This is a genomic window from Paraburkholderia gardini (genome assembly GCF_907164575.1).
Lineage (GTDB): Bacteria > Pseudomonadota > Gammaproteobacteria > Burkholderiales > Burkholderiaceae > Paraburkholderia > Paraburkholderia gardini.
In genome coordinates this window covers 1-18,347 of the sequence record NZ_CAJQYY010000018.1, presented here as the reverse complement: position 1 = coordinate 18,347, position 18,347 = coordinate 1, and the positions used below count along the sequence as shown (strand labels likewise).

The following is an 18,347-nucleotide window of genomic DNA, read 5'->3' as shown; positions in this document are numbered from 1 at the left end:
TCGTCGTTACTGGACGAAAGCGCCGATCGTGAAGTACGGCGATTGAGGCGTCGTCAGGTCGAGGAAACCAAACACGCCGCCCGTGAAGACGAACTTGCCGGTCGACGCGCTTCCTGCCGCCGCGCCCGTGTGAATCGACGTCACGACACCCGGTGTGCCTTGCGTGAAGTCGAGGTCGAGTGCGGTGGCGAGCGACGCCTGCGAAGGCTGGAACGGGTCAAGCAGCGTTGCCTGCGCGCCGGCCAGCGCGGTCGTGCGATAGTCGAACTGACTGTCGACGCCGATGTATTCGCCGTCCTGCGAGCCCTGCGTGATCGCCGATTGCGGCGAGAGAATCGAGATGCCGGATTCGTCGTCGGCGACGGGGCCGGTGAGCCCGGTCTGTGGATCGAGACCCGGCTGTGCGCTCGCCGCCCCCGTGCGCACGAGAATCGGCACGTTCTGGCCGCGCAGCTTGCCGACGATCATGTAGCCCTTCGCGACCGGCGTGGGCGCGAGCGTCGGTTTAGCCTGACCGGGGAAGTTGTCCGTTTCGAACGCGCCGCTGCCGTCCGCCGACTGCACGAGGTTCGTGCCCGGCTGCTGGCATTTGCCGGCGTTGATGCCCACGTTGTCGCATTCGGTCCAGCTGCCGTCGGCGTTGATCGTGATCTTCGAGTCGACGGTGACCGGCGCGAAACTTTGCGACGGAATCTGGTGGTAGCCGAGCTGGTTGTACGTGCCGGCCACGTTGGCAATGTCCGTTTCAATCGTCGAAAAACCGATGAACGGGTAGTACGGGAACGTCGTGTCGGGCACCGCGCCCTGGCCGAGAATGCCGTCGAACTGGATTTCCGCGCCCGGAATCGTGCCGCCGGCCACACCTTCACCCACGAAGATCCGCGCCGGCCGGTTCGGATCGAGGCTCGCGCCGTTCAGGCGGAACGCGCACTGGTTGAGCTTCTGCGTCGGCAGCAGCGTTTCCATCGTGAGCGTGCCGTTCGCCGACTGGCCTTTGCGGGTTGGCGAAACCGTGCCCTTCGTCAGCGGGATCGGCGATTCGAGATAGCTGATTTGCCACGTCATTTTCGTGGTGTCGAGTTGCAGCTTGACGAGTTCGCCGTCGCCGCCGCCGCCGGTGAAAACCGTGTTGTAGTCGAGCGATGCCGGGCAGAGTCTCACCGGGGCCGGGGCCGGCGGGTCGTCACCGCCGCCGCCGCCGCATGCGCCGAGCATCGGCGCGACGAGTGCCAGCGTCGTGAGGAATTTCCAGTTCATGCAGCGCCTCCTTGATGTTCCAGTCGTGGATGGCCGGCTCCCGGTCCAGCCATCTCCTGTCTCGTTCGATACGGTGATGCGCGGTCCTGCTGCCCGCGGTGATGCTGCGGTTCGCCGCATTACTTGCTGATCTGCGCGCCGATGCCGAAGTAGGGCGCGCCCGTGGTGTCGGCGTTGGACGAACTCGCGACGACGCCACCGTTTTCCGTGCCGTTGATGAAGATCGCGAACAGGCCGCCGGAAGCGATCGCGAAGCCCGTGTTGTGCTGCGTGTCACCGACGCCGACCAGACCCGGCGAGGGCAATCCGTAGCTGAGACCGAACCCGCTTTCGGCGGCGGCGGTGGTCGGATTGATGAAGGTGCCGATCGGTCCTTTCAGCAGCGTCGCGGTGTACCGGAAGTTCGAGTCCGCGCCGACGTAACCGCCGTCGATGTCGCCCGATGAGACCGTTGTCGATTTCGCGAGCAGCGCGATGCCGGATTCGTCGTCGACCGACAGCGGCGGGCTCACGTGGCCGGTGCGCACGACGAGCGGCACGGTCGCGCCGTTCAGCTGACCGATGATCATGTGAGCGACGGCGTCGTTGCCGATTCGAAGCGGTGTCTGGCTTCCCGAGCCGTTGACGATGACGGGCGGATGCGTGCTGTCCAGATAGCCGTTGCTGTTGACGGTCAGGGCGTCGCCGGTCGTCAGGCAGCCGGAGCTCGACGTGCACGCACCGTTCGCATCGAACGTCTCGACGGAGTTCGTCGCGACCGTCAGGTATTTCGCGGTCGGCGACAGGTGATAAAGCAGGCTGTTGTAGGTGCCCGGAAGTGCGGACAGACTGGTCGTCGTGCTGGCGAAGCCGAGGAACGGGTAGAAATCGAAGTGACGATTGGGCACAGGCCCGATAAGTCCGAGGTAGCCGTCGTACTCCACGGTGGCGCCGGGAATGCCGCCGCCCGCCACGCCTTGCCCGACGAACACCATCGGCGGATTCGGCGTCGCGTCCTGCGTGAAATCGGGCGTGGTGTAGGTCGTGCCGTTGGGCGCGGTGCCGCTGCCCGGCGCGAGGATGAACGCACAGCGCGTCTGCCCGGCGGTCGGCAGCGTGCCGGTGGGCGGATGGATGACGTGGCCGGTGATGGTCACGCCGGCACGCGTCACCGAGGGATCGCCGCCGGTGACCAGCGGAATCGGCGACTCCAGTCAGCTCAGCGTGTAAGTCATCGCCGTCGCATCGATGTTCAGACGCACGACCTCGCCGCTACCCGCGCCACCCAGATACGTGCTTTTGACGATATCCGCATCCGCCGGACACAGCGGTGCCGCACCCGCACCCTGGTTCGGCGGACCTTGCACGCCGCAGCTTGTGCCAGAACATTGCGGTGAATTGATTGGACCGGGATCGTCGGCTTTTCCGCCGCCACATGCGACGAGCAATGGAGCAGTGGCCATGGCCAGAGCCATGCCTCTAATAATGGCATGTGACATGCTGCGTCTCCCTTCTGTTTAATTTGCGTTGTAATTTCGCCGCGCATTTATACGCTGTCAATTGAAAGAACCGTCTAAAAAAGGCGATTCAAACAGCACGCAGATGGCCCGGCGACGACCGTAGTGCGGTTCGCGAGACTTTTAAACAAAACAGATTTTTTTACTGCCAGAGCGTCGTCGTTGTTTTCGCGCTCGTCCTTGCGGGACAAGCATTTGAGCAAAATGCGCCCATCTTCATCGAACGGGCGTTCGAAGAAAAATCGGGAAATTCCCTATACGGTAAGGTGTGCCACATAATCGTTATGCAGAATTAATTACCGATCAGATCTGGCAACCATAAAAATGAATTCTGCGGTAATTCGGGCGATTACTGATTAATGAATTTTTTTAAAATCAGGGATCGCATGTGCTAAATAAAAAGCCGGCTTTATCGAAAGCCGGCTTTAATCTGCCTGTATGAATCAGGCAATTCTGCCCACGATTTGAGAAATCAGCGTTTAAGGCCGGTTTCTTCGCCGGCGCCGATCGCGAGATTCATGCACTGGATCGCGGCGCCCGATGCGCCTTTGCCGAGGTTATCGAGCCGTGCCACCGTCACGAAACGTTCTTCGTTGCCGAACACGAACAGGTCGACCCGGTTGGTGTCGTTGTTCGCCTGTACGTCGAGAAAGCCGCCGTCCAGATTCTCGTCCGCATTGAACGGCGCGACGCGCACGAACGCTTCGCCTGCATAGTATTCGGCGAAGAGCGCCTGCACGTCTTGCGGCGCGGCCTTGCGCGCGAGCTGCGATGGCGAGAAGTACGTCGTCACTGCCAGACCCTTATAGAAGTTGCCGACGATCGGCGTAAACACCGGCACCGACTTCAGCCCCGTGTGCGCCGCCATTTCCGGCAGGTGCTTGTGCGTGAGGCCCAGCGCGTACGGGCGTGGGCTCGCCAGTTTCGCGTCGCCGCCGGCTTCGTAATCCGCGATCATTTTCTTGCCGCCGCCGCTATAGCCGGTGATCGAATAGCTGTGCGCCGCGAAATCCGGCGTGACAAGGCCGGCTTCGACGAGCGGGCGCATGGCCAGCACGAACGCCGACGCGTGGCAGCCGGGCACGGCGATCCGCTTCGCCGAGCGCAGGCGCTCGCGCTGCGAGCGGGCCAGTTCCGGCAGGCCGTACGCCCAGTCGGCACTGGTGCGAAACGCGGTGCTCGCGTCGATCAGCACAGTGCGATCGTTTTCAACCAGCGAGGCGGATTCGCGCGACGCCACATCCGGCAGGCACAGGAATGTCACGTCCGATGCGTTGATGAGACGGCGGCGCTCGTCGAGGTCTTTGCGCTTTGCTTCCTCGATACGCAGGATTTCCACGTCGGCGCGCTGCGACAGGTATTCAAAAATCTTCAGGCCGGTCGTGCCTTCCTGTCCGTCGACAAAAACTTTCGTGCTCATCTCGATCTCACTGGCTTGCGGGTGCTGGAATGCGTGGACGCCGTGCGGCGCCGGAACGCCATTTTAAGACCGTATGGCGGCGCGCGTACGAAAGCGTCGGCGAAAAAAGACGGTGCGCCACGAAAATGACATCGAAATGACGATGTTAAACGGTAGATGCAGTGCGTTGCGGGCGGATCGCCGGGAGATTGGCGACAGAATGCGGCAAATGGGTAGCGTTACGACACAAGGCCTTCGCCGCGCGTCCTTGCCTCGCCGTGTTGCCGCCGCGCGCCTGGCGCCTAGCCTTGCCGGTTGCCGCTCCAGCGCGCCGTGACGGCCGCGACCCGCGCACCGAACGCTTTCGCGGTATCGAGATCGCCTTGCGGCGGCGCTTCCTCGGCGGACGCATCCGCTGGCGACTGCGTCAGCAGCCCTGCGTAACCGCCGACGTAGTTCAGATCGTTGCGCGTCGCCGCCTTCGTGTTCGACGGCATGATGCCCATGCCCGCCCAGATCATGCCGTGCTGCATCGCGAGCGAGATGAAGTACTGGATCGTCGAGAACTTGTCGCCGTTCATCGTCGCGGAATTCGTGAAGCCGGCTGCAATCTTGTCCTTCCAGCTTTGCGTGAGCCATGGCTTCGAGCTGGCGTCGGCGAATTTCTTGAAGTCGGCGGATGCGCCGCCCATGTAGGTCGGCGCGCCGAAGATGATGCCGTCGGCGGCATCGAGTTCGGCCCACGCCGCTTCGTCGAGCTCGCCCACCGCAACCAGTTTCGCCTCGGCACCGGCGTCGAGCGTGCCGGCGAGGACGGCTTCGGCAACCTTCTTCGTATGGCCATAACCGCTGTGATACACGATGACGATCTTCGACATGAGCAATCTCCTGAGCAGGTTGAGCAAAGCGTGGACGATCGACGGTGCGCGCACGCCGGCATCATGTCTGGAGGCGGCGTGCTGCCAGGGGACGCCGCCGGCCGGGCATTAACGGCCGTAGGTTACGATCATCCGCGCGAAGCCGAGCGTCGCGGTGTCGATCTCGTGCTCGAACATCAGTGCGGGCCGGCCCTGCGCCACCCGCAGGTTCGACGTGTTGAGCGCGTACACGGTGACCACGTAGTGATGCGGCTTGCCGGCGGGCGGACATGGGCCGCCGTAGCCGTCGGTGTCGAAGTCGTTGCGCGCCTCGACGGCCCCGAGCTTCTGGATATAACCGGAGGCGCTGGCATTTTCCGGCAGCTGGTCGACGCCCGGCGGAATACCGGCCACCGCCCAGTGCCACCAGCCGCGGCCGGGCGCATCCGGGTCGACGATGCTGACCGCGAAGCCGCGCGTACCGGCCGGCGCGTCGTGCCACGACAACTGTGGCGAACGGTTGCCGCCCTTGCAGTCTTCCTGGTCGAAGACCTGGGCGATGCCTACAGGACCGCCAGCATGAAAACTCGTGCTCGAGAGCCCGAACGTGCCCTGCGCCAGCGCGTGCGGACCCTGGGCGGCGGCGAGTGCCAGACTGGATATCGCCAGCACGAGGGAAGGCAGATGAAAGCGGAGCGAAGCAGGCGAAACCACGAGGCAACGCGAACGCATGTTCCGGTTCTCCTGTCGACCTGAGTTAGCGCTTTAGCGCTTACTCAGGTCCCATGCAAGTTGTTGCGGTCGACCTGAGTTAGCGCTTTAGCGCTTACTCAGGTCCCATGCAAGTTGTTGCGGTCGACCTGAGTTAGCGCTTTAGCGCTTACTCAGGTCCCATGCAAGTTGTTGCGGTCGACCAGAGTTAGCGCTTTAGCTGTCGACCGGAGTTGGCGCTTCAGCGCTTACGCCGGCCCCATGCGCGCTACTCCGATCCCATGCGAGATGGTTACTGTCAGGGCCATGACGTGGCTATCGTCACGAAGATTATTGTCCCTATTTTGCGCTCACGCGTCGATTCCGGTTCATCGAGGTGTAGGTTTGAGGCGATTCCCTTCCCCGAACAGGCCGGCCTGCAGGGAAATCGGCTATATTCGGATGAATCGCGATGTGGCCAAAACCGCAAGCAAGACTAATAAATCCAGAATACGTTAGATGACAGGCAGACCGTCGTTTAGCTTTCGTCGAGGGCGTGCATGCAGGAGAACATCAGAGTCGTGGTGGCCGACGACCATCCGGTCATTCTGTTCGGTGCCGAGAACGCGTTGCTGAAGTTCGCCGGCATCGAGGTCGTCGCGCGAGCGAAGCAGTCCACCGAACTCATCCACATTCTCCAGACCATTCCCTGCGACGTGCTGGTGACCGATCTCGCCATGCCGGGCGGCCAGTACGGCGACGGCCTGCCGCTGATCAGCTATCTGCGGCGCAACTTTCCGACGCTCGGCATCGTCGTGTTGACGATGCTCGAGAACGCCGCACTGCTCAAGCGCCTGAGCGACCTGGGCGTCGAATCGGTCGTCAACAAGTCCGACGATCTGAGCCACATCGGGCTCGCGGTGCAGCACGTGAGCCGCAAGATGGAATACATGAGCCCTTCGGTGCGTGCATCGCTTGATACATTGCGCATGAATGCGGGCGGCAAGACGAGCGAAGTGATCCTGTCGCGGCGTGAACTCGAGGTGGTGCGTCTGTTCGTGTCCGGCATGACGATCAAGGAAATCTCCGAGCAGTTGAACCGCAGCATCAAGACCATCAGCACACAGAAGAACACGGCGATGCGCAAGCTCGGCCTCGAACGCGATTCGGAACTGTTTCAGTACGCACAGAGCAACGGCTTGCTGAACCTGTCGTCGTACACACCGGGCGAGAGCGGTTGAACCGCCACGCGTGAATGAACGCAGTATCTGTTGTGCATAAAAAAACCGCCTGATCCAGAAAGATCAGGCGGTTTTTTGTATCGGCCGGAAGCCGCTCCGGCCAGGCACCATAGCTTACTGCGGCGAAGCCGTCGCGCCGCCGTGCGCTGCCGACCATTCAGCCGGTGCGTGCAGGAATTTCTCGACTTCGTCGAGCGTCTTCGTTTCGAAGTAGCCCGACTGCTTGGCGACGCGCAACACGTCCCACCAGGTGGCGAGTGCGTGCAGATCGACGTCGATGTCTTTCAGCACCGACACGCTTTCCTTGAAGATGTTGTAGTGGAACAGCACGAAGCAGTGGTTCACCTGCGCGCCGGCCGTGCGCAGCGCGTTGATGAAGTTGATCTTGCTGCGGCTGTCGGTGGTCAGGTCTTCGACCAGCAGCACGCGTTGACCTTCGGTCAGCAGGCCTTCGATCTGCGCGTTGCGGCCGAAACCCTTCGGCTTCTTGCGCACGTATTGCATCGGCACCATCAGGCGGTCGGACAGCCATGCCGCGAACGGGATGCCGGCGGTTTCGCCGCCGGCGACCGCGTCGATCTGCTCGTAGCCGACATCGCGCAGGATTGTGGCTTCAGCCATTTCCATCAGGCCGCGGCGCACGCGCGGATACGAGATCAGCTTGCGGCAGTCGATATAGACCGGGCTCGCCCAGCCGGACGTGAAAATGTACGGTTTTTCCGCGTTGAAGTGTACGGCCTGCACTTCGAGCAGCATCTTGGCGGTCGTGTCGGAGATCGTCTGGCGATCGAAGCCTGTCATGGGCGGATCCTTGGGTGTCAGCGGGGAAGGCGGGCGCGAAGCCCGGTGGCGTAGCGAGTGCGGCGTTTTACTGCGCAGTGGGTGAGGCGTCAGGGACAGCCCATGGCCCAGTGCAGGTAAAACGCGCGGCCGGGCAGTTGACCGGCCGGTTTGCTACGCGCGTAGCCCGTTATTTTACCCGATCGGGGCCGTTCCGAGGAGCCCTGGCACGCCGGATTTGCCGTAACGGCCGGCTGCGCGGCGCCCAGCGGCTCTGATCGCTGACTTTTTGGCCAGGTTGTGAGCGCCCAGTCGTGCCTTTACACTCACGCGACTTTCCAGTGCATCTCCAATGGCTCCATGAACACCGCTCCCTCTTCATCCGCTTCCCCCACATCTGGCAGGCATGGGCGCCGTGGCTATGCCGGCCGCGCGCTGGTTGCGTCAATGCTTGGCTACGCGATGGACGGCTTCGATCTGCTGATCCTCGGCTTCATGCTGCCGGTGATCGCGCTCGATCTTCATCTGTCGTCGGCGCAAGCCGGGTCGCTCGTTACATGGACGCTGATCGGTGCGGTCCTGGGCGGTATCGTGTTCGGCGTGCTCAGCGACTGGTTCGGCCGCGTGCGCATGCTGACGTGGACGATCCTGATCTTTGCCGTTTTCACCGGCCTGTGCGCGCTCGCGCGGGGCTATGCCGATCTGCTCGCGTACCGGACGATCGCTGGCATCGGTCTGGGCGGTGAGTTCGGCATCGGCATGACGCTGGTGGCTGAAGCGTGGCCGGCTTCGCAGCGGGCGCGTGTTTCGTCGTACGTCGGGCTCGGCTGGCAACTGGGCGTGCTGGCCGCGGCGCTGGTCACGCCGCTTCTGCTGCCGGTGATCGGCTGGCGCGGCATGTTCGCGATCGGTCTTCTGCCGGCAGTCGTGTCGTTTGCCGTGCGCAGGCGCGTCGAGGAGCCGGCGCTTTTCACCCTTCGCGCTGAACGTGCGGCACGCGGCGAGCGTCGCAGGTTGCCGCTCAAGCTGCTCGTCGCTGATGCGCGCACGCTGCGCATCAGCATCGGCGTCACGATTCTCTGTTCCGTGCAGAACTTCGGTTACTACGGGCTCATGATCTGGCTGCCCAGCTATCTCTCGAAGACATTCGGCTACTCACTCACGAAATCGGGTTATGGACAGCGGCGACGGTGATCGGCATGGGCGCGGGCATCTGGCTGTTCGGCATGGCCGCCGACCGCTTCGGCCGCAAGCCGACGTTTCTGTTCTACCAGGCGGGCGCCGTGGTGATGGTGTTTGTGTATGCGCATCTGTCCACACCGTTTGCGTTGCTCATCGGCGGCGCGGTGATGGGTGTGTTCGTGAACGGCATGATCGGTGGCTATGGCGCGCTGATTTCGGAGCTGTATCCGACCGAAGCGCGCGCCACGGCGCAGAACGTTCTCTTCAACATCGGGCGCGCGGTGGGCGGCTTCGGGCCCGTCGTGGTCGGCGCGCTGGCGGCGCGGTTTTCGTTCGCTGCCGCGCTTGCGCTGCTCGCGTCGATCTATCTGCTCGACATTCTCGCGACGTTATTCCTCATTCCGGAGCGACGCGGCGCATTGCTCGAATAAGCCGTGTGTTCACGTATGTCGTGACCGTCCATCATGACGCGCCGCAACATGTGTCCATCCCGCCTCTCGTCCTGTCTGCCGCCGTAAACCCGAGGCGTAACGGTGAGTGCGGGGTGTACACTGATCGACCCGCCAAACGTTCCGTATTGTTTTGTCCGACGTCCAGGTTTGACGCCGCGCCTAACCGGTGCAGGCGAAAACCGTCGCTGTCGATCACCCATTCGATACGCGCAGGCGCCGTCCGCGATGCAACGTGCCGGGCCCATCACTAACGTCTCGCAGGTCAGAAAATGGACGAACAACTTAAGCAAAGCGCTCTCGCATACCACCAGTTTCCGAAGCCCGGCAAGATTTCGGTCACGCCGACCAAACCGCTGTCGAACCAGCTCGATCTTTCGCTCGCGTATTCGCCGGGCGTCGCCGCAGCCTGCATGGCGATCTTCGATGAGCCGCTCGACGCGCAGAAGTACACGTCGCGCGGCAATCTTGTCGGCGTGATCACGAACGGCACGGCCGTGCTCGGTCTGGGCAACATCGGCCCGCTCGCCGCGAAGCCGGTGATGGAAGGCAAGGGCTGTCTCTTCAAGAAATTCGCCGGCATCGACGTGTTCGACATCGAGTTGAACGAGTCCGATCCGGACAAGCTCGTCGAAGCGATCGCCATGCTCGAGCCCACGCTCGGCGGCATCAACCTCGAAGACATCAAGGCGCCAGAGTGCTTCTACATCGAGAAGAAGCTGCGCGAGCGCATGAAGATTCCGGTCTTCCACGACGACCAGCACGGCACGGCGATCATCGCTTCGGCGGCGATCCTGAACGGCCTGAAAGTGGTCGGCAAGCAGCTCGCCGAAGTGAAGTTCGTGTGTTCCGGCGCGGGCGCGGCGGCGATTGCGTGTCTGGATCTGCTCGTGAACCTCGGGCTGTCGAAGAAGAACATTCTGGTCGTGGACTCGAAAGGCGTGATCTACGAAGGTCGCGGCAATCTGGATCCTTCGAAGGAGCGTTACGCGGCGCATACCGAAGACCGCACGCTCGCCGATGCGATTCGCGGCGCCGACGTGTTCCTCGGCTGTTCGAGCGCGGGCGTGCTGAAGCCGGAAATGGTGATGGAAATGGGTACGCAGCCGCTGATTCTCGCGCTTGCGAACCCGGACCCGGAAATCCGTCCGGAAGACGCGAAGAAGGTTCGCCCGGACTGCATCATCGCGACGGGCCGTTCGGACTATCCGAACCAGGTGAACAACGTGTTGTGCTTCCCGTTCATCTTCCGCGGCGCGCTGGACGTCGGCGCGACCACGATCACCGAGGAAATGAAGCTCGCGTGCGTGCGCGCGATCGCCGAGCTGGCCGAGGAAACCGACCAGGGCGATGAAGTCGCGAAAGCGTACGAAGGCCACTCGCTCGAATTCGGTCCCGAGTATCTGATTCCGAAGCCGTTCGATCCGCGTCTCATCATCAAGATCGCGCCGGCGGTGGCGCAGGCGGCGATGGATTCGGGCGTCGCGACCCGTCCGATCAAGGACATGGATGCGTATCGCGAAGAACTCGGCACCACCGTCTATCGCACGGGCATGGTGATGCGTCCGGTGTTCGCGGCGGCGAAGTCGGCGCCGGCGCGCATCGTGTTCGCGGAAGGCGAGGACGAGCGCGTGCTGCGCGCCGCGCAGTTCGTGCTGCTGGAGAAGATCGCGAAGCCGATTCTCGTCGGGCGGCCGTCGGTGATCGAGATGCGTCTGAAGAAGATGGGCTCGAAGCTGAAGTGCAACGAAGACGTCGAGATCGTCGATCCGGAAGACGATCCGCGCTATCAGCAGTGCTGGCAGGCGTATCACGAAATCGGTGCGCGCGAAGGCATCACGCCGGACGTCGCGAAGGCGGCGATGCGCAAGTTCAACACGCTGATCGGCGCGATTCTCGTGCGCCTTGGCGAGGCGGACGGCATGATCTGCGGGATGATCGGGCAGTATCACACGCACCTGAATTTCATCGAACAGGTGCTGGGTAAAGCCGAGAACGTGCAGAACTTCGCCGCGATGAACCTGCTGATGCTGCCGGGCCGCAATCTGTTCATCTGCGACACGTACGTGAACGAAACGCCGACGCCGGAGCAACTCGCCGACATGACGATGCTGGCGGCCCGCGAGATCGAGAAATTCGGCATCGCGCCGAAGGTCGCGCTACTGTCGAACTCGAACTTCGGCAGTGCGCCGTCCTCGTCGTCGGCGCGGATGGCGGCGGCCCGCAAGCTGATCGCACAACGCGCACCGACGCTCGAAATCGACGGTGAAATGCACGGCGACGCGGCGTTGTCAGAAGCGGTGCGCAAGGCCGCGTTCCCGGGCACCACGCTGACCGGCGAGGCGAACCTGCTGATCATGCCGAACGTCGAAGCGGCGAACATCACATACAACCTGCTGAAGATGATCGGCGGCGAAGGCGTGACGGTCGGTCCGTTCCTGCTCGGTGCGGAAAAACCGGTGCATATCCTGACCCCGGCCGCGACGGTGCGCCGGATCATCAATATGACGGCGGTGGCTTCGGCGAATGCGCGGGTGCGTTCGGCGGGCTGATGTGAGCTTGATGTGGGGCGATGTTGATTGACCGATGGAGCGCAGGACGCCTGTGATGGCGTTTCGCGGGTCCGGTCGATTCAACCTCTGTCGTCCGGTAAAAAAAGGCGGTTGCCCGTGAAGGACAACCGCCTTTCGTTTTACTTCACCTTACTACGCCATGCGTTTCGTGTAACCCGCCGTGACGGGCGGCATGCTCAGGCCACGTGCTGCACGCTACCCGGTTCTGGCGCGCGCCAGCGGGCCAGCAGATCGTTCCACTTCACGCGCACGCCTTTCAGGTTGTTCTCCTTCACGTGACCGTAGCCCCGGATGCCGTCCGGCAGGCTCGCCAGTTCGACAGCCAGCGCGCGATTCCCGGCGGTCAGCCCCGCGCAAAGTTCCTGTACGAGCGCCTCGTATTCACCGATCAGCTCACGTTCCGTGCGACGTTCATCCGTTTTTCCAAACGGATCGAGCGCCGTGCCACGCAGGAACTTCAGCTTCGCGAGCACGTTCATCGCCGTGAACACCCACGGGCCGTACTTTTTCTTGATCAGGTGTCCCTGCGCGTCTTTCTTCGAGAACGCGGGCGGCGCGAGATACAGGTTGAGCTTCCAGTCGCCTTCGAAGCTTGCCTTCAGTTTCTCGACGAACGCCGGGTCGGCATACAGCCGCGCGACTTCGTATTCGTCCTTGTACGCCATCAGCTTGTGCAGGTTTTTCGCGACCGCTTCAGTCAGCGGGAATTGACCGTCGCCGGTATCGAGCGATGCCTCTTTCGCGCGAACCTCGGCCACGCGGCTGCGATAGCGCGTCGCATACGCATCGTTCTGATACGCCGCGAGGTACGCCGCGCGTTTGTCGATCAGCGTGTCGAGCGCCTTCGGCGTATGCAGCGTGATGATCTTGCCACCTGTCGCCGGTTCATCAGCGGCACCCGCGCTCGTGCCCGCTTCACCGCGCGCCTGCGACTTCACGAGTTTGCGCACGCCAGCCAGATCGTGCGCCGCGCGGCGACCCCATTCGAACGCCGACAGATTCTTTTCGACCTGCACCGCGTTCAGCTCGATTGCGCGCTTGAGCGACTGATACGTCAGCGGCACCCAGCCGCGCTGCCATGCGTAACCCAGCACGAACGGGTTCGTGTAGATCGCGTCGCCCAGCAGCGCGAGCGCGAAGTGATTCGCATCGACCGCGTCGACGCCGTCATCGCCCGCTGCCGCGCGCACGTCGGCTTCCGTGTTCGAACCCGGGAAACGCCAGTTCGGGTTCTTGATGAACTCGGCGGTCGGCGTCGCCGCGCTGTTCAGCACGACCCGCGTCTGGCCAGCCTGCATCCGCGACAGGCATTCGTCGCTGGCCGTGACGATCGCATCGCAACCGATCACGAGGCTCGCTTCGCCCATTGCGATGCGCGTTGCGTGAATGTCGGCCGGACGGTTCGCGATCTGCACGTGGCTCATCACCGCGCCACCTTTCTGCGCGAGCCCCGTGACGTCGAGCACCGTGACGCCCTTGTTCTCCAGATGCGCGGCCATGCCGAGCAGCGCGCCGATCGTGACGACGCCCGTGCCGCCGACGCCCGTCACCAGCACGCCGTACGGCTTTTCGATGGACGGCAGGTCCGGCTCCGGCACCGGCGGCATGGCATCGCTGCCGACGCCGGAGACCGCTTTCGGCTTGCGCAACTGTCCGCCTTCGACCGAGACGAAGCTCGGGCAGAAGCCGTTCACGCACGAAAAGTCCTTGTTGCACGTCGACTGGTTGATCTGGCGCTTCGTGCCGTATTCGGTTTCCAGCGGTTCGACCGACAGACAGTTCGACTTCACCGAGCAGTCGCCGCAGCCTTCGCACACGGCTTCGTTGATCACGATGCGTTTCGCCGGATCGGGGTACGTGCCGCGTTTGCGGCGACGACGCTTTTCCGTCGCGCAGGTCTGGTCGTAGATCAGGATCGACGTGCCGCTGATTTCGCGCAGTTCGCGCTGCACGGCGTCGAGCTGGTCGCGATGATGAATCGTGATGCCGGGCGCGAGCTTCTGTTTTGCGTTGTCGTATTTCTCCGGCTCGTCGGTAACGATGACGATCTTCGTCGCGCCTTCGGCGGCGAGCTGATGCGTGATCTGCGGCACGGTCAGCACGCCGTCGACCGGCTGGCCGCCGGTCATCGCGACTGCGTCGTTATAGAGAATCTTGTAGGTGATGTTCGCCTTCGACGCGATCGCCGCGCGAATGGCGAGCAGCCCGGAGTGAAAGTACGTGCCGTCGCCGAGATTGGCGAACACGTGCTTGTCGTTCGTGAAAGGCGCCTGGCCGACCCACGCGACGCCTTCGCCACCCATCTGGCTGAACGTGCTGGTACTGCGGTCCATCCACACGGTCATGTAATGGCAGCCAATGCCGGCCATCGCGCGCGAGCCTTCCGGCACGTTCGTCGACGTGTTGTGCGGACAACCCGAGCAGAACCACGGCTTGCGTTCCGCCTCGACGCGCGGCTTCGCCAGCGCGCGTTCCTTCGCTTCGATCACGGTGATGCGCGCGGCGATTCGCGCGCGCACGTCCGGCGGCAGGTCGAACTTGTCGAGTCGCGTGGCGATGGCTTTCGCGATGATGGCGGGCGACAGCTCGTAGTGCGCGGGCAGCAGCCAGTTGCCCATCGGCACCGACCATTCGCCGCCGGCGCCGTCTTTCTCGTCGAACTTGCCGTACACGCGGGGACGCTGTGCGTCCGGCCAGTTGTACAGCTCTTCCTTGATCGCGTATTCGAGAATCTGCCGCTTTTCCTCGACCACGAGAATTTCTTCCAGCCCGCGCGCGAACGCATGCGCGCCCTGCGCCTCGAGCGGCCACACGCAGCCGACCTTGTACAGACGAATACCGATGCGCGAGCAGGTTTCGTCGTCGAGGCCGAGGTCGGTGAGCGCCTGACGCACGTCGAGATACGCCTTGCCGCCGGTCATGATGCCGAAGCGCGCCTGCGGCGAATCGATCTCGATGCGATCCAGTTTGTTGGCACGCACATAAGCCAGCGCGGCGTACCACTTGTAGTCGAGCAGACGCGCTTCCTGCACGAGCGGCGGATCGGGCCAGCGGATGTTGAGGCCGCCATCGGGCATCGTGAAATCGGTCGGCAGCACGACCTGCGTGCGGTGCGGATCGATGTCGACGGAAGCCGACGATTCGACCACGTCGGTCACGCACTTGAGCGCAACCCACAGGCCGGAATAACGGCTCATGGCCCAGCCGTGCAGACCGAAGTCGAGATATTCCTGAACGTTCGACGGAAACAGCACCGGAATGCCGCACGCCTTGAAGATGTGTTCAGACTGATGAGCCAGCGTGGAGGATTTCGCCGCGTGGTCGTCGCCGGCGAGAACGAGAACGCCGCCGTGTTTCGCCGATCCAGCCGAGTTCGCGTGCTTGAAGACGTCGCCGGTACGGTCGACGCCCGGGCCCTTGCCGTACCACATCGAAAACACGCCGTCGTATTTCGCGCTCGGGTACAGGTTGACCTGCTGCGAACCCCAGACGGCGGTGGCGGCGAGGTCTTCGTTGACGCCCGGCTGGAACACGATCCGGTGCCCGGCGAGATGCTGCTTCGCCTTCCACAACGACAGGTCGAGTCCGCCCAGAGGAGAGCCGCGATAACCGGAGATGAAGCCGGCCGTGTTGAGCCCGGCGGCCTTGTCGCGTTCCTGCTGCAGCATCGGCAGACGCACCAGCGCCTGGATGCCGCTCATGTACGCGCGGCCGCGTTCAAGCGTGTATTTGTCGTCGAGCGTGACGGAAGATAGTGCGGCTTCGAGCGAGGCTCGCTGTCCGGCGTCTAGCGGGGCATTCATTATGTGTACTCCTCCACCCAGTTTGGGATCACCAAAACTTCTGCGCGTCCGCATCTTGTGGATGCATCGGCCAGGGTCGCCATATTGACGGCTTTTTTGTGATGGTAGCACTGGTACAAACCCGCCGCAGTCCGTCCAGATGGCTATGGAAGCGGATGCGTGCGGCACAAATGTGACGGTTATGTGAGCTCGATCGTAACGTTTGATCTCGTGCTGTAACAGGCTGTAAAAGCGGCCCGATTAACTGGAACCGGGCAGCCGATACGTGTCTAATAGCCCACCTGTTCAAAGTCTGGCAGCGCTCTGCATACGGTTGAGCTTCAGGACGGACAGGCAGTCAGAAAAAGGAGTACGCATGATTACACGTAATATTCAGACCTTTATGATGGTCTCGGCAGCATTCTTTGCCGTGAGCGCGCCGGCTCACCCGAACAGCGCGAGCACCCTCGCGACCGCCGCCGGCCGCACTATCCATGTCGCGTTCGCATCGCGTGACGCGGATCGGCCGCAGGCCTCGCAAGCCACGCAACCCAACCGGCGTTCCTGACCGGTCAGATCGCTGCCGGCCCACTGGCCGGCTGACATTGAACTCGCGCGGTTGCCTCCATACGGCGGCCGCATCAACACGGAAGGGCGAGGATCCATCACGGGATCCTCGCCCTTTCTGCATCGCGATGCAGAAAGGGCGTGTGGCTACGTCCTGTCCTGCACCACACCGCGACGAATCTGGTCGAGCTCGATCGATTCGAACAGCGCCTTGAAGTTGCCTTCGCCAAAGCCCTGATTGCCCTTGCGCTGGATGATCTCGAAGAAGATCGGTCCGATCTGGTTTTCGGTGAAGATCTGCAGCAGCAGGTCGTCCGGCGCGCCGTCGATCAGGATCTTGCGCTTGCGCAATTCATCGAGCGGTTCGCCATGATTGGGTACACGGCGATTGACCAGTTCGTAATACGTGTCGATCGTGTCGAGCAGCGCGATATGCGCGGCGCGCAGACCGTCGACTGTCGCGTAGATGTCCGCGCTGCCGAGCGCGATGTGCTGAATGCCTTCGCCGTGATAGGCGTCGAGGTATTCCTGGATCTGGCCGGCCGTCTCCGACCCTTCCTCGTTGATCGGAATACGGATCTTGCCGCACGGGGACGTCATTGCTTTCGATTTCACGCCCGTCACCTTGCCTTCGATGTCGAAGTAACGCACTTCGCGGAAATTGAAGAGCCGCTCGTAGAACTCCGCCCATTCCTGCATGCGGCCGCGATGGACGTTGTGCGTCAGGTGATCGATGTACGTCAGGCCGTGGCCGGCCGGGTTCGGGTTCGCATCTTCGATCGGCACGAAATCGACGTCGTAGATGCTGATGTCGCCGATACTGTTCGGCGCGGCGCCATTCTTGCCGCGCCAGCGATCGACGAAATAGATCAGTGAATCGCCGATGCCCTTGATCGCCGGAATGTTCAACTCCATTGGGCCGGTCTTGTTGTCGAAGCCCCATGCGCCGCGCTCGAGTGCATGCTGATAAGCCTTCGCCGCGTCCTGTACGCGAAACGCGATCGCGCAGATCGACGGGCCGTGCAGGCGCGCGAAGCGCTGGGCGAACGAATCCGGCTCGGCGTTGACGATGAAGTTGATATCGCCCTGACGGTACAGCGTCACGTCCTTGTGACGATGTCGCGCGACGGCGGTGAAGCCCATCTGTTCGAACAACTTGCCGAGCGCTCTCGGATCCGGCGCGGTGTATTCGATGAACTCGAAGCCGTCGGTGCCGACGGGGTTCTCCCAGGTTGAAACCTGCATGTCTGTCTCCTGAATCGCGGGGAAGCGCGTGTTTCCATGAATGAGAACCAGTGTATCGGCCGGAAGCCGGCGAAAACTTGCGAACTTAATCGTGTATGGCTACGCTGGCGCTATTTACTGCCTCATCAGGCGGAAAAGGCGGCAGAAGATGGCTGGATTTGAGATAGATGCAATCGACCGGCGAATCCTGATGATCCTGCAGGAGAACGGGCGGTTGTCGAACCTCGAGATAGCGGAGCGGGTAAATTTGTCGCCGAGTCCGTGTTTGCGGCGAATCCGTCGGCTCGAGGAAAGCGGCGTGATTCGCGGGTACGTGGCGCTGCTCGATGCGCAGCAGTTGGGGCTCGATTTGCTGGCGTACGTCAACGTACGGCTGGAAAAGCGCAGCAGCCCGATTGTGGGCGCGCGTGGCGAGGGAATGGCGACGGTGCGGCCTGGCGCCACGCACGCCGACCTGTTCCGCGCGGCGGTGCAGACGTGGCCGGAAGTGGTCGCATGTCATGCGATGACCGGCGAGATGGACTACCTGCTGCGCGTGCAGGTTGAGGACATGGCCCATTTCTCACGGTTCGTGCAGGACCAGTTGCTGCACCATCCATCGGTGATCGACGTGAAGACGAGTTTCTCGCTCGAGAAGATCAAGGAAACAACAGCGCTGCCCGTACGTTGAGCCGGCGCGTGCCCCAAGGCGGGGTGCGTGACGCGCATGCAAAAAGGGCGTCCACACCAGGACGCCCTTTTTGCTTGTGCGCCCAGCATGGGCGCACTCTTGTGGGTGCAAGTCCCACCGTAAGTTGATCACAGCGAGCGAAGCGAAGCGCAACTGCGA

Annotated in this window: 11 protein-coding genes and 2 pseudogenes; 5 read left to right on the top strand and 8 right to left on the bottom strand. The window is 62.7% G+C overall.

The window, feature by feature from the left end; translation table 11 throughout:
• Positions 1-6: 6 nt before the first annotated feature.
• From LPA34_RS15900 to LPA34_RS15880, 5 genes and pseudogenes are all read right to left on the bottom strand, one after another.
• Complete coding sequence (locus LPA34_RS15900; protein ID WP_228979764.1) at positions 7-1,257, bottom strand: DUF2957 domain-containing protein; 1,251 nt, start codon at positions 1,255-1,257, stop codon at positions 7-9.
• A 119-nt stretch (positions 1,258-1,376) separates the two neighbouring features.
• Positions 1,377-2,735, bottom strand: a pseudogene (locus LPA34_RS15895) (DUF2957 domain-containing protein).
• A gap of 490 nt (positions 2,736-3,225) precedes the next feature.
• On the bottom strand, positions 3,226-4,173 hold the full coding sequence (gene argC, locus LPA34_RS15890) for an N-acetyl-gamma-glutamyl-phosphate reductase (protein ID WP_228979761.1): 948 nt from the start codon (positions 4,171-4,173) through the stop codon (positions 3,226-3,228).
• A gap of 281 nt (positions 4,174-4,454) precedes the next feature.
• Complete coding sequence (locus tag LPA34_RS15885) at positions 4,455-5,030, bottom strand: flavodoxin family protein (protein WP_228979759.1); 576 nt, start codon at positions 5,028-5,030, stop codon at positions 4,455-4,457.
• Between the two features lie 108 nt (positions 5,031-5,138).
• Positions 5,139-5,741, bottom strand: a complete 603-nt coding sequence (locus LPA34_RS15880) for a YbhB/YbcL family Raf kinase inhibitor-like protein (protein ID WP_228979757.1) — start codon at positions 5,739-5,741, stop codon at positions 5,139-5,141.
• A gap of 518 nt (positions 5,742-6,259) precedes the next feature.
• Between LPA34_RS15880 and LPA34_RS15875 the strand changes: the two genes are divergently transcribed.
• Complete coding sequence (locus tag LPA34_RS15875) at positions 6,260-6,940, top strand: response regulator (protein ID WP_090535259.1); 681 nt, start codon at positions 6,260-6,262, stop codon at positions 6,938-6,940.
• A gap of 114 nt (positions 6,941-7,054) precedes the next feature.
• On the opposite strand, the gene LPA34_RS15870 is transcribed toward LPA34_RS15875, so the two are convergent.
• Entirely contained in the window at positions 7,055-7,741 is a 687-nt protein-coding gene (locus LPA34_RS15870) for an orotate phosphoribosyltransferase (protein WP_090535260.1), read from the bottom strand.
• A 339-nt stretch (positions 7,742-8,080) separates the two neighbouring features.
• Here LPA34_RS15870 and LPA34_RS15865 point away from each other — a divergent pair.
• Positions 8,081-9,333 (top strand): annotated as a pseudogene (locus LPA34_RS15865) (MFS transporter).
• A gap of 290 nt (positions 9,334-9,623) precedes the next feature.
• Positions 9,624-11,903, top strand: a complete 2,280-nt coding sequence (locus LPA34_RS15860; protein WP_228979756.1) for an NADP-dependent malic enzyme — start codon at positions 9,624-9,626, stop codon at positions 11,901-11,903.
• A 197-nt stretch (positions 11,904-12,100) separates the two neighbouring features.
• On the opposite strand, the gene LPA34_RS15855 is transcribed toward LPA34_RS15860, so the two are convergent.
• A complete protein-coding gene (locus LPA34_RS15855) occupies positions 12,101-15,727 on the bottom strand; it encodes an indolepyruvate ferredoxin oxidoreductase family protein (protein WP_228979754.1) in 3,627 nt (1,208 codons plus the stop codon).
• A gap of 355 nt (positions 15,728-16,082) precedes the next feature.
• Here LPA34_RS15855 and LPA34_RS27085 point away from each other — a divergent pair, with 355 nt between their 5' ends.
• On the top strand, positions 16,083-16,274 hold the full coding sequence (locus tag LPA34_RS27085; RefSeq protein ID WP_228979753.1) for a hypothetical protein: 192 nt from the start codon (positions 16,083-16,085) through the stop codon (positions 16,272-16,274).
• Positions 16,275-16,420: 146 nt separating this feature from the next.
• Here LPA34_RS27085 and hppD read toward each other — a convergent pair whose 3' ends face one another.
• On the bottom strand, positions 16,421-17,518 hold the full coding sequence (hppD, locus tag LPA34_RS15845; RefSeq protein WP_228979751.1) for a 4-hydroxyphenylpyruvate dioxygenase: 1,098 nt from the start codon (positions 17,516-17,518) through the stop codon (positions 16,421-16,423).
• Between the two features lie 148 nt (positions 17,519-17,666).
• Between hppD and LPA34_RS15840 the strand changes: the two genes are divergently transcribed.
• Positions 17,667-18,188: an Lrp/AsnC family transcriptional regulator gene (locus LPA34_RS15840; protein WP_228980007.1), complete on the top strand. Its 522-nt coding sequence runs from the start codon at positions 17,667-17,669 to the stop codon at positions 18,186-18,188.
• The last annotated feature ends 159 nt before the right edge of the window (positions 18,189-18,347 follow it).

What these genes read in the sequence shown, in the direction of transcription:
- LPA34_RS15900 (WP_228979764.1), bottom strand. Translation starts at nt 1,257, where the DNA reads ATGAACTGGAAATTCCTCACGACGCTGGCACTCGTCGCGCCGATGCTC.
- argC (WP_228979761.1), bottom strand. Translation starts at nt 4,173, where the DNA reads ATGAGCACGAAAGTTTTTGTCGACGGACAGGAAGGCACGACCGGCCTG.
- LPA34_RS15885 (WP_228979759.1), bottom strand. Translation starts at nt 5,030, where the DNA reads ATGTCGAAGATCGTCATCGTGTATCACAGCGGTTATGGCCATACGAAG.
- LPA34_RS15880 (WP_228979757.1), bottom strand. Translation starts at nt 5,741, where the DNA reads ATGCGTTCGCGTTGCCTCGTGGTTTCGCCTGCTTCGCTCCGCTTTCAT.
- LPA34_RS15875 (WP_090535259.1), top strand. Translation starts at nt 6,260, where the DNA reads ATGCAGGAGAACATCAGAGTCGTGGTGGCCGACGACCATCCGGTCATT.
- LPA34_RS15870 (WP_090535260.1), bottom strand. Translation starts at nt 7,741, where the DNA reads ATGACAGGCTTCGATCGCCAGACGATCTCCGACACGACCGCCAAGATG.
- LPA34_RS15860 (WP_228979756.1), top strand. Translation starts at nt 9,624, where the DNA reads ATGGACGAACAACTTAAGCAAAGCGCTCTCGCATACCACCAGTTTCCG.
- LPA34_RS15855 (WP_228979754.1), bottom strand. Translation starts at nt 15,727, where the DNA reads ATGAATGCCCCGCTAGACGCCGGACAGCGAGCCTCGCTCGAAGCCGCA.
- LPA34_RS27085 (WP_228979753.1), top strand. Translation starts at nt 16,083, where the DNA reads ATGATTACACGTAATATTCAGACCTTTATGATGGTCTCGGCAGCATTC.
- hppD (WP_228979751.1), bottom strand. Translation starts at nt 17,518, where the DNA reads ATGCAGGTTTCAACCTGGGAGAACCCCGTCGGCACCGACGGCTTCGAG.
- LPA34_RS15840 (WP_228980007.1), top strand. Translation starts at nt 17,667, where the DNA reads ATGGCTGGATTTGAGATAGATGCAATCGACCGGCGAATCCTGATGATC.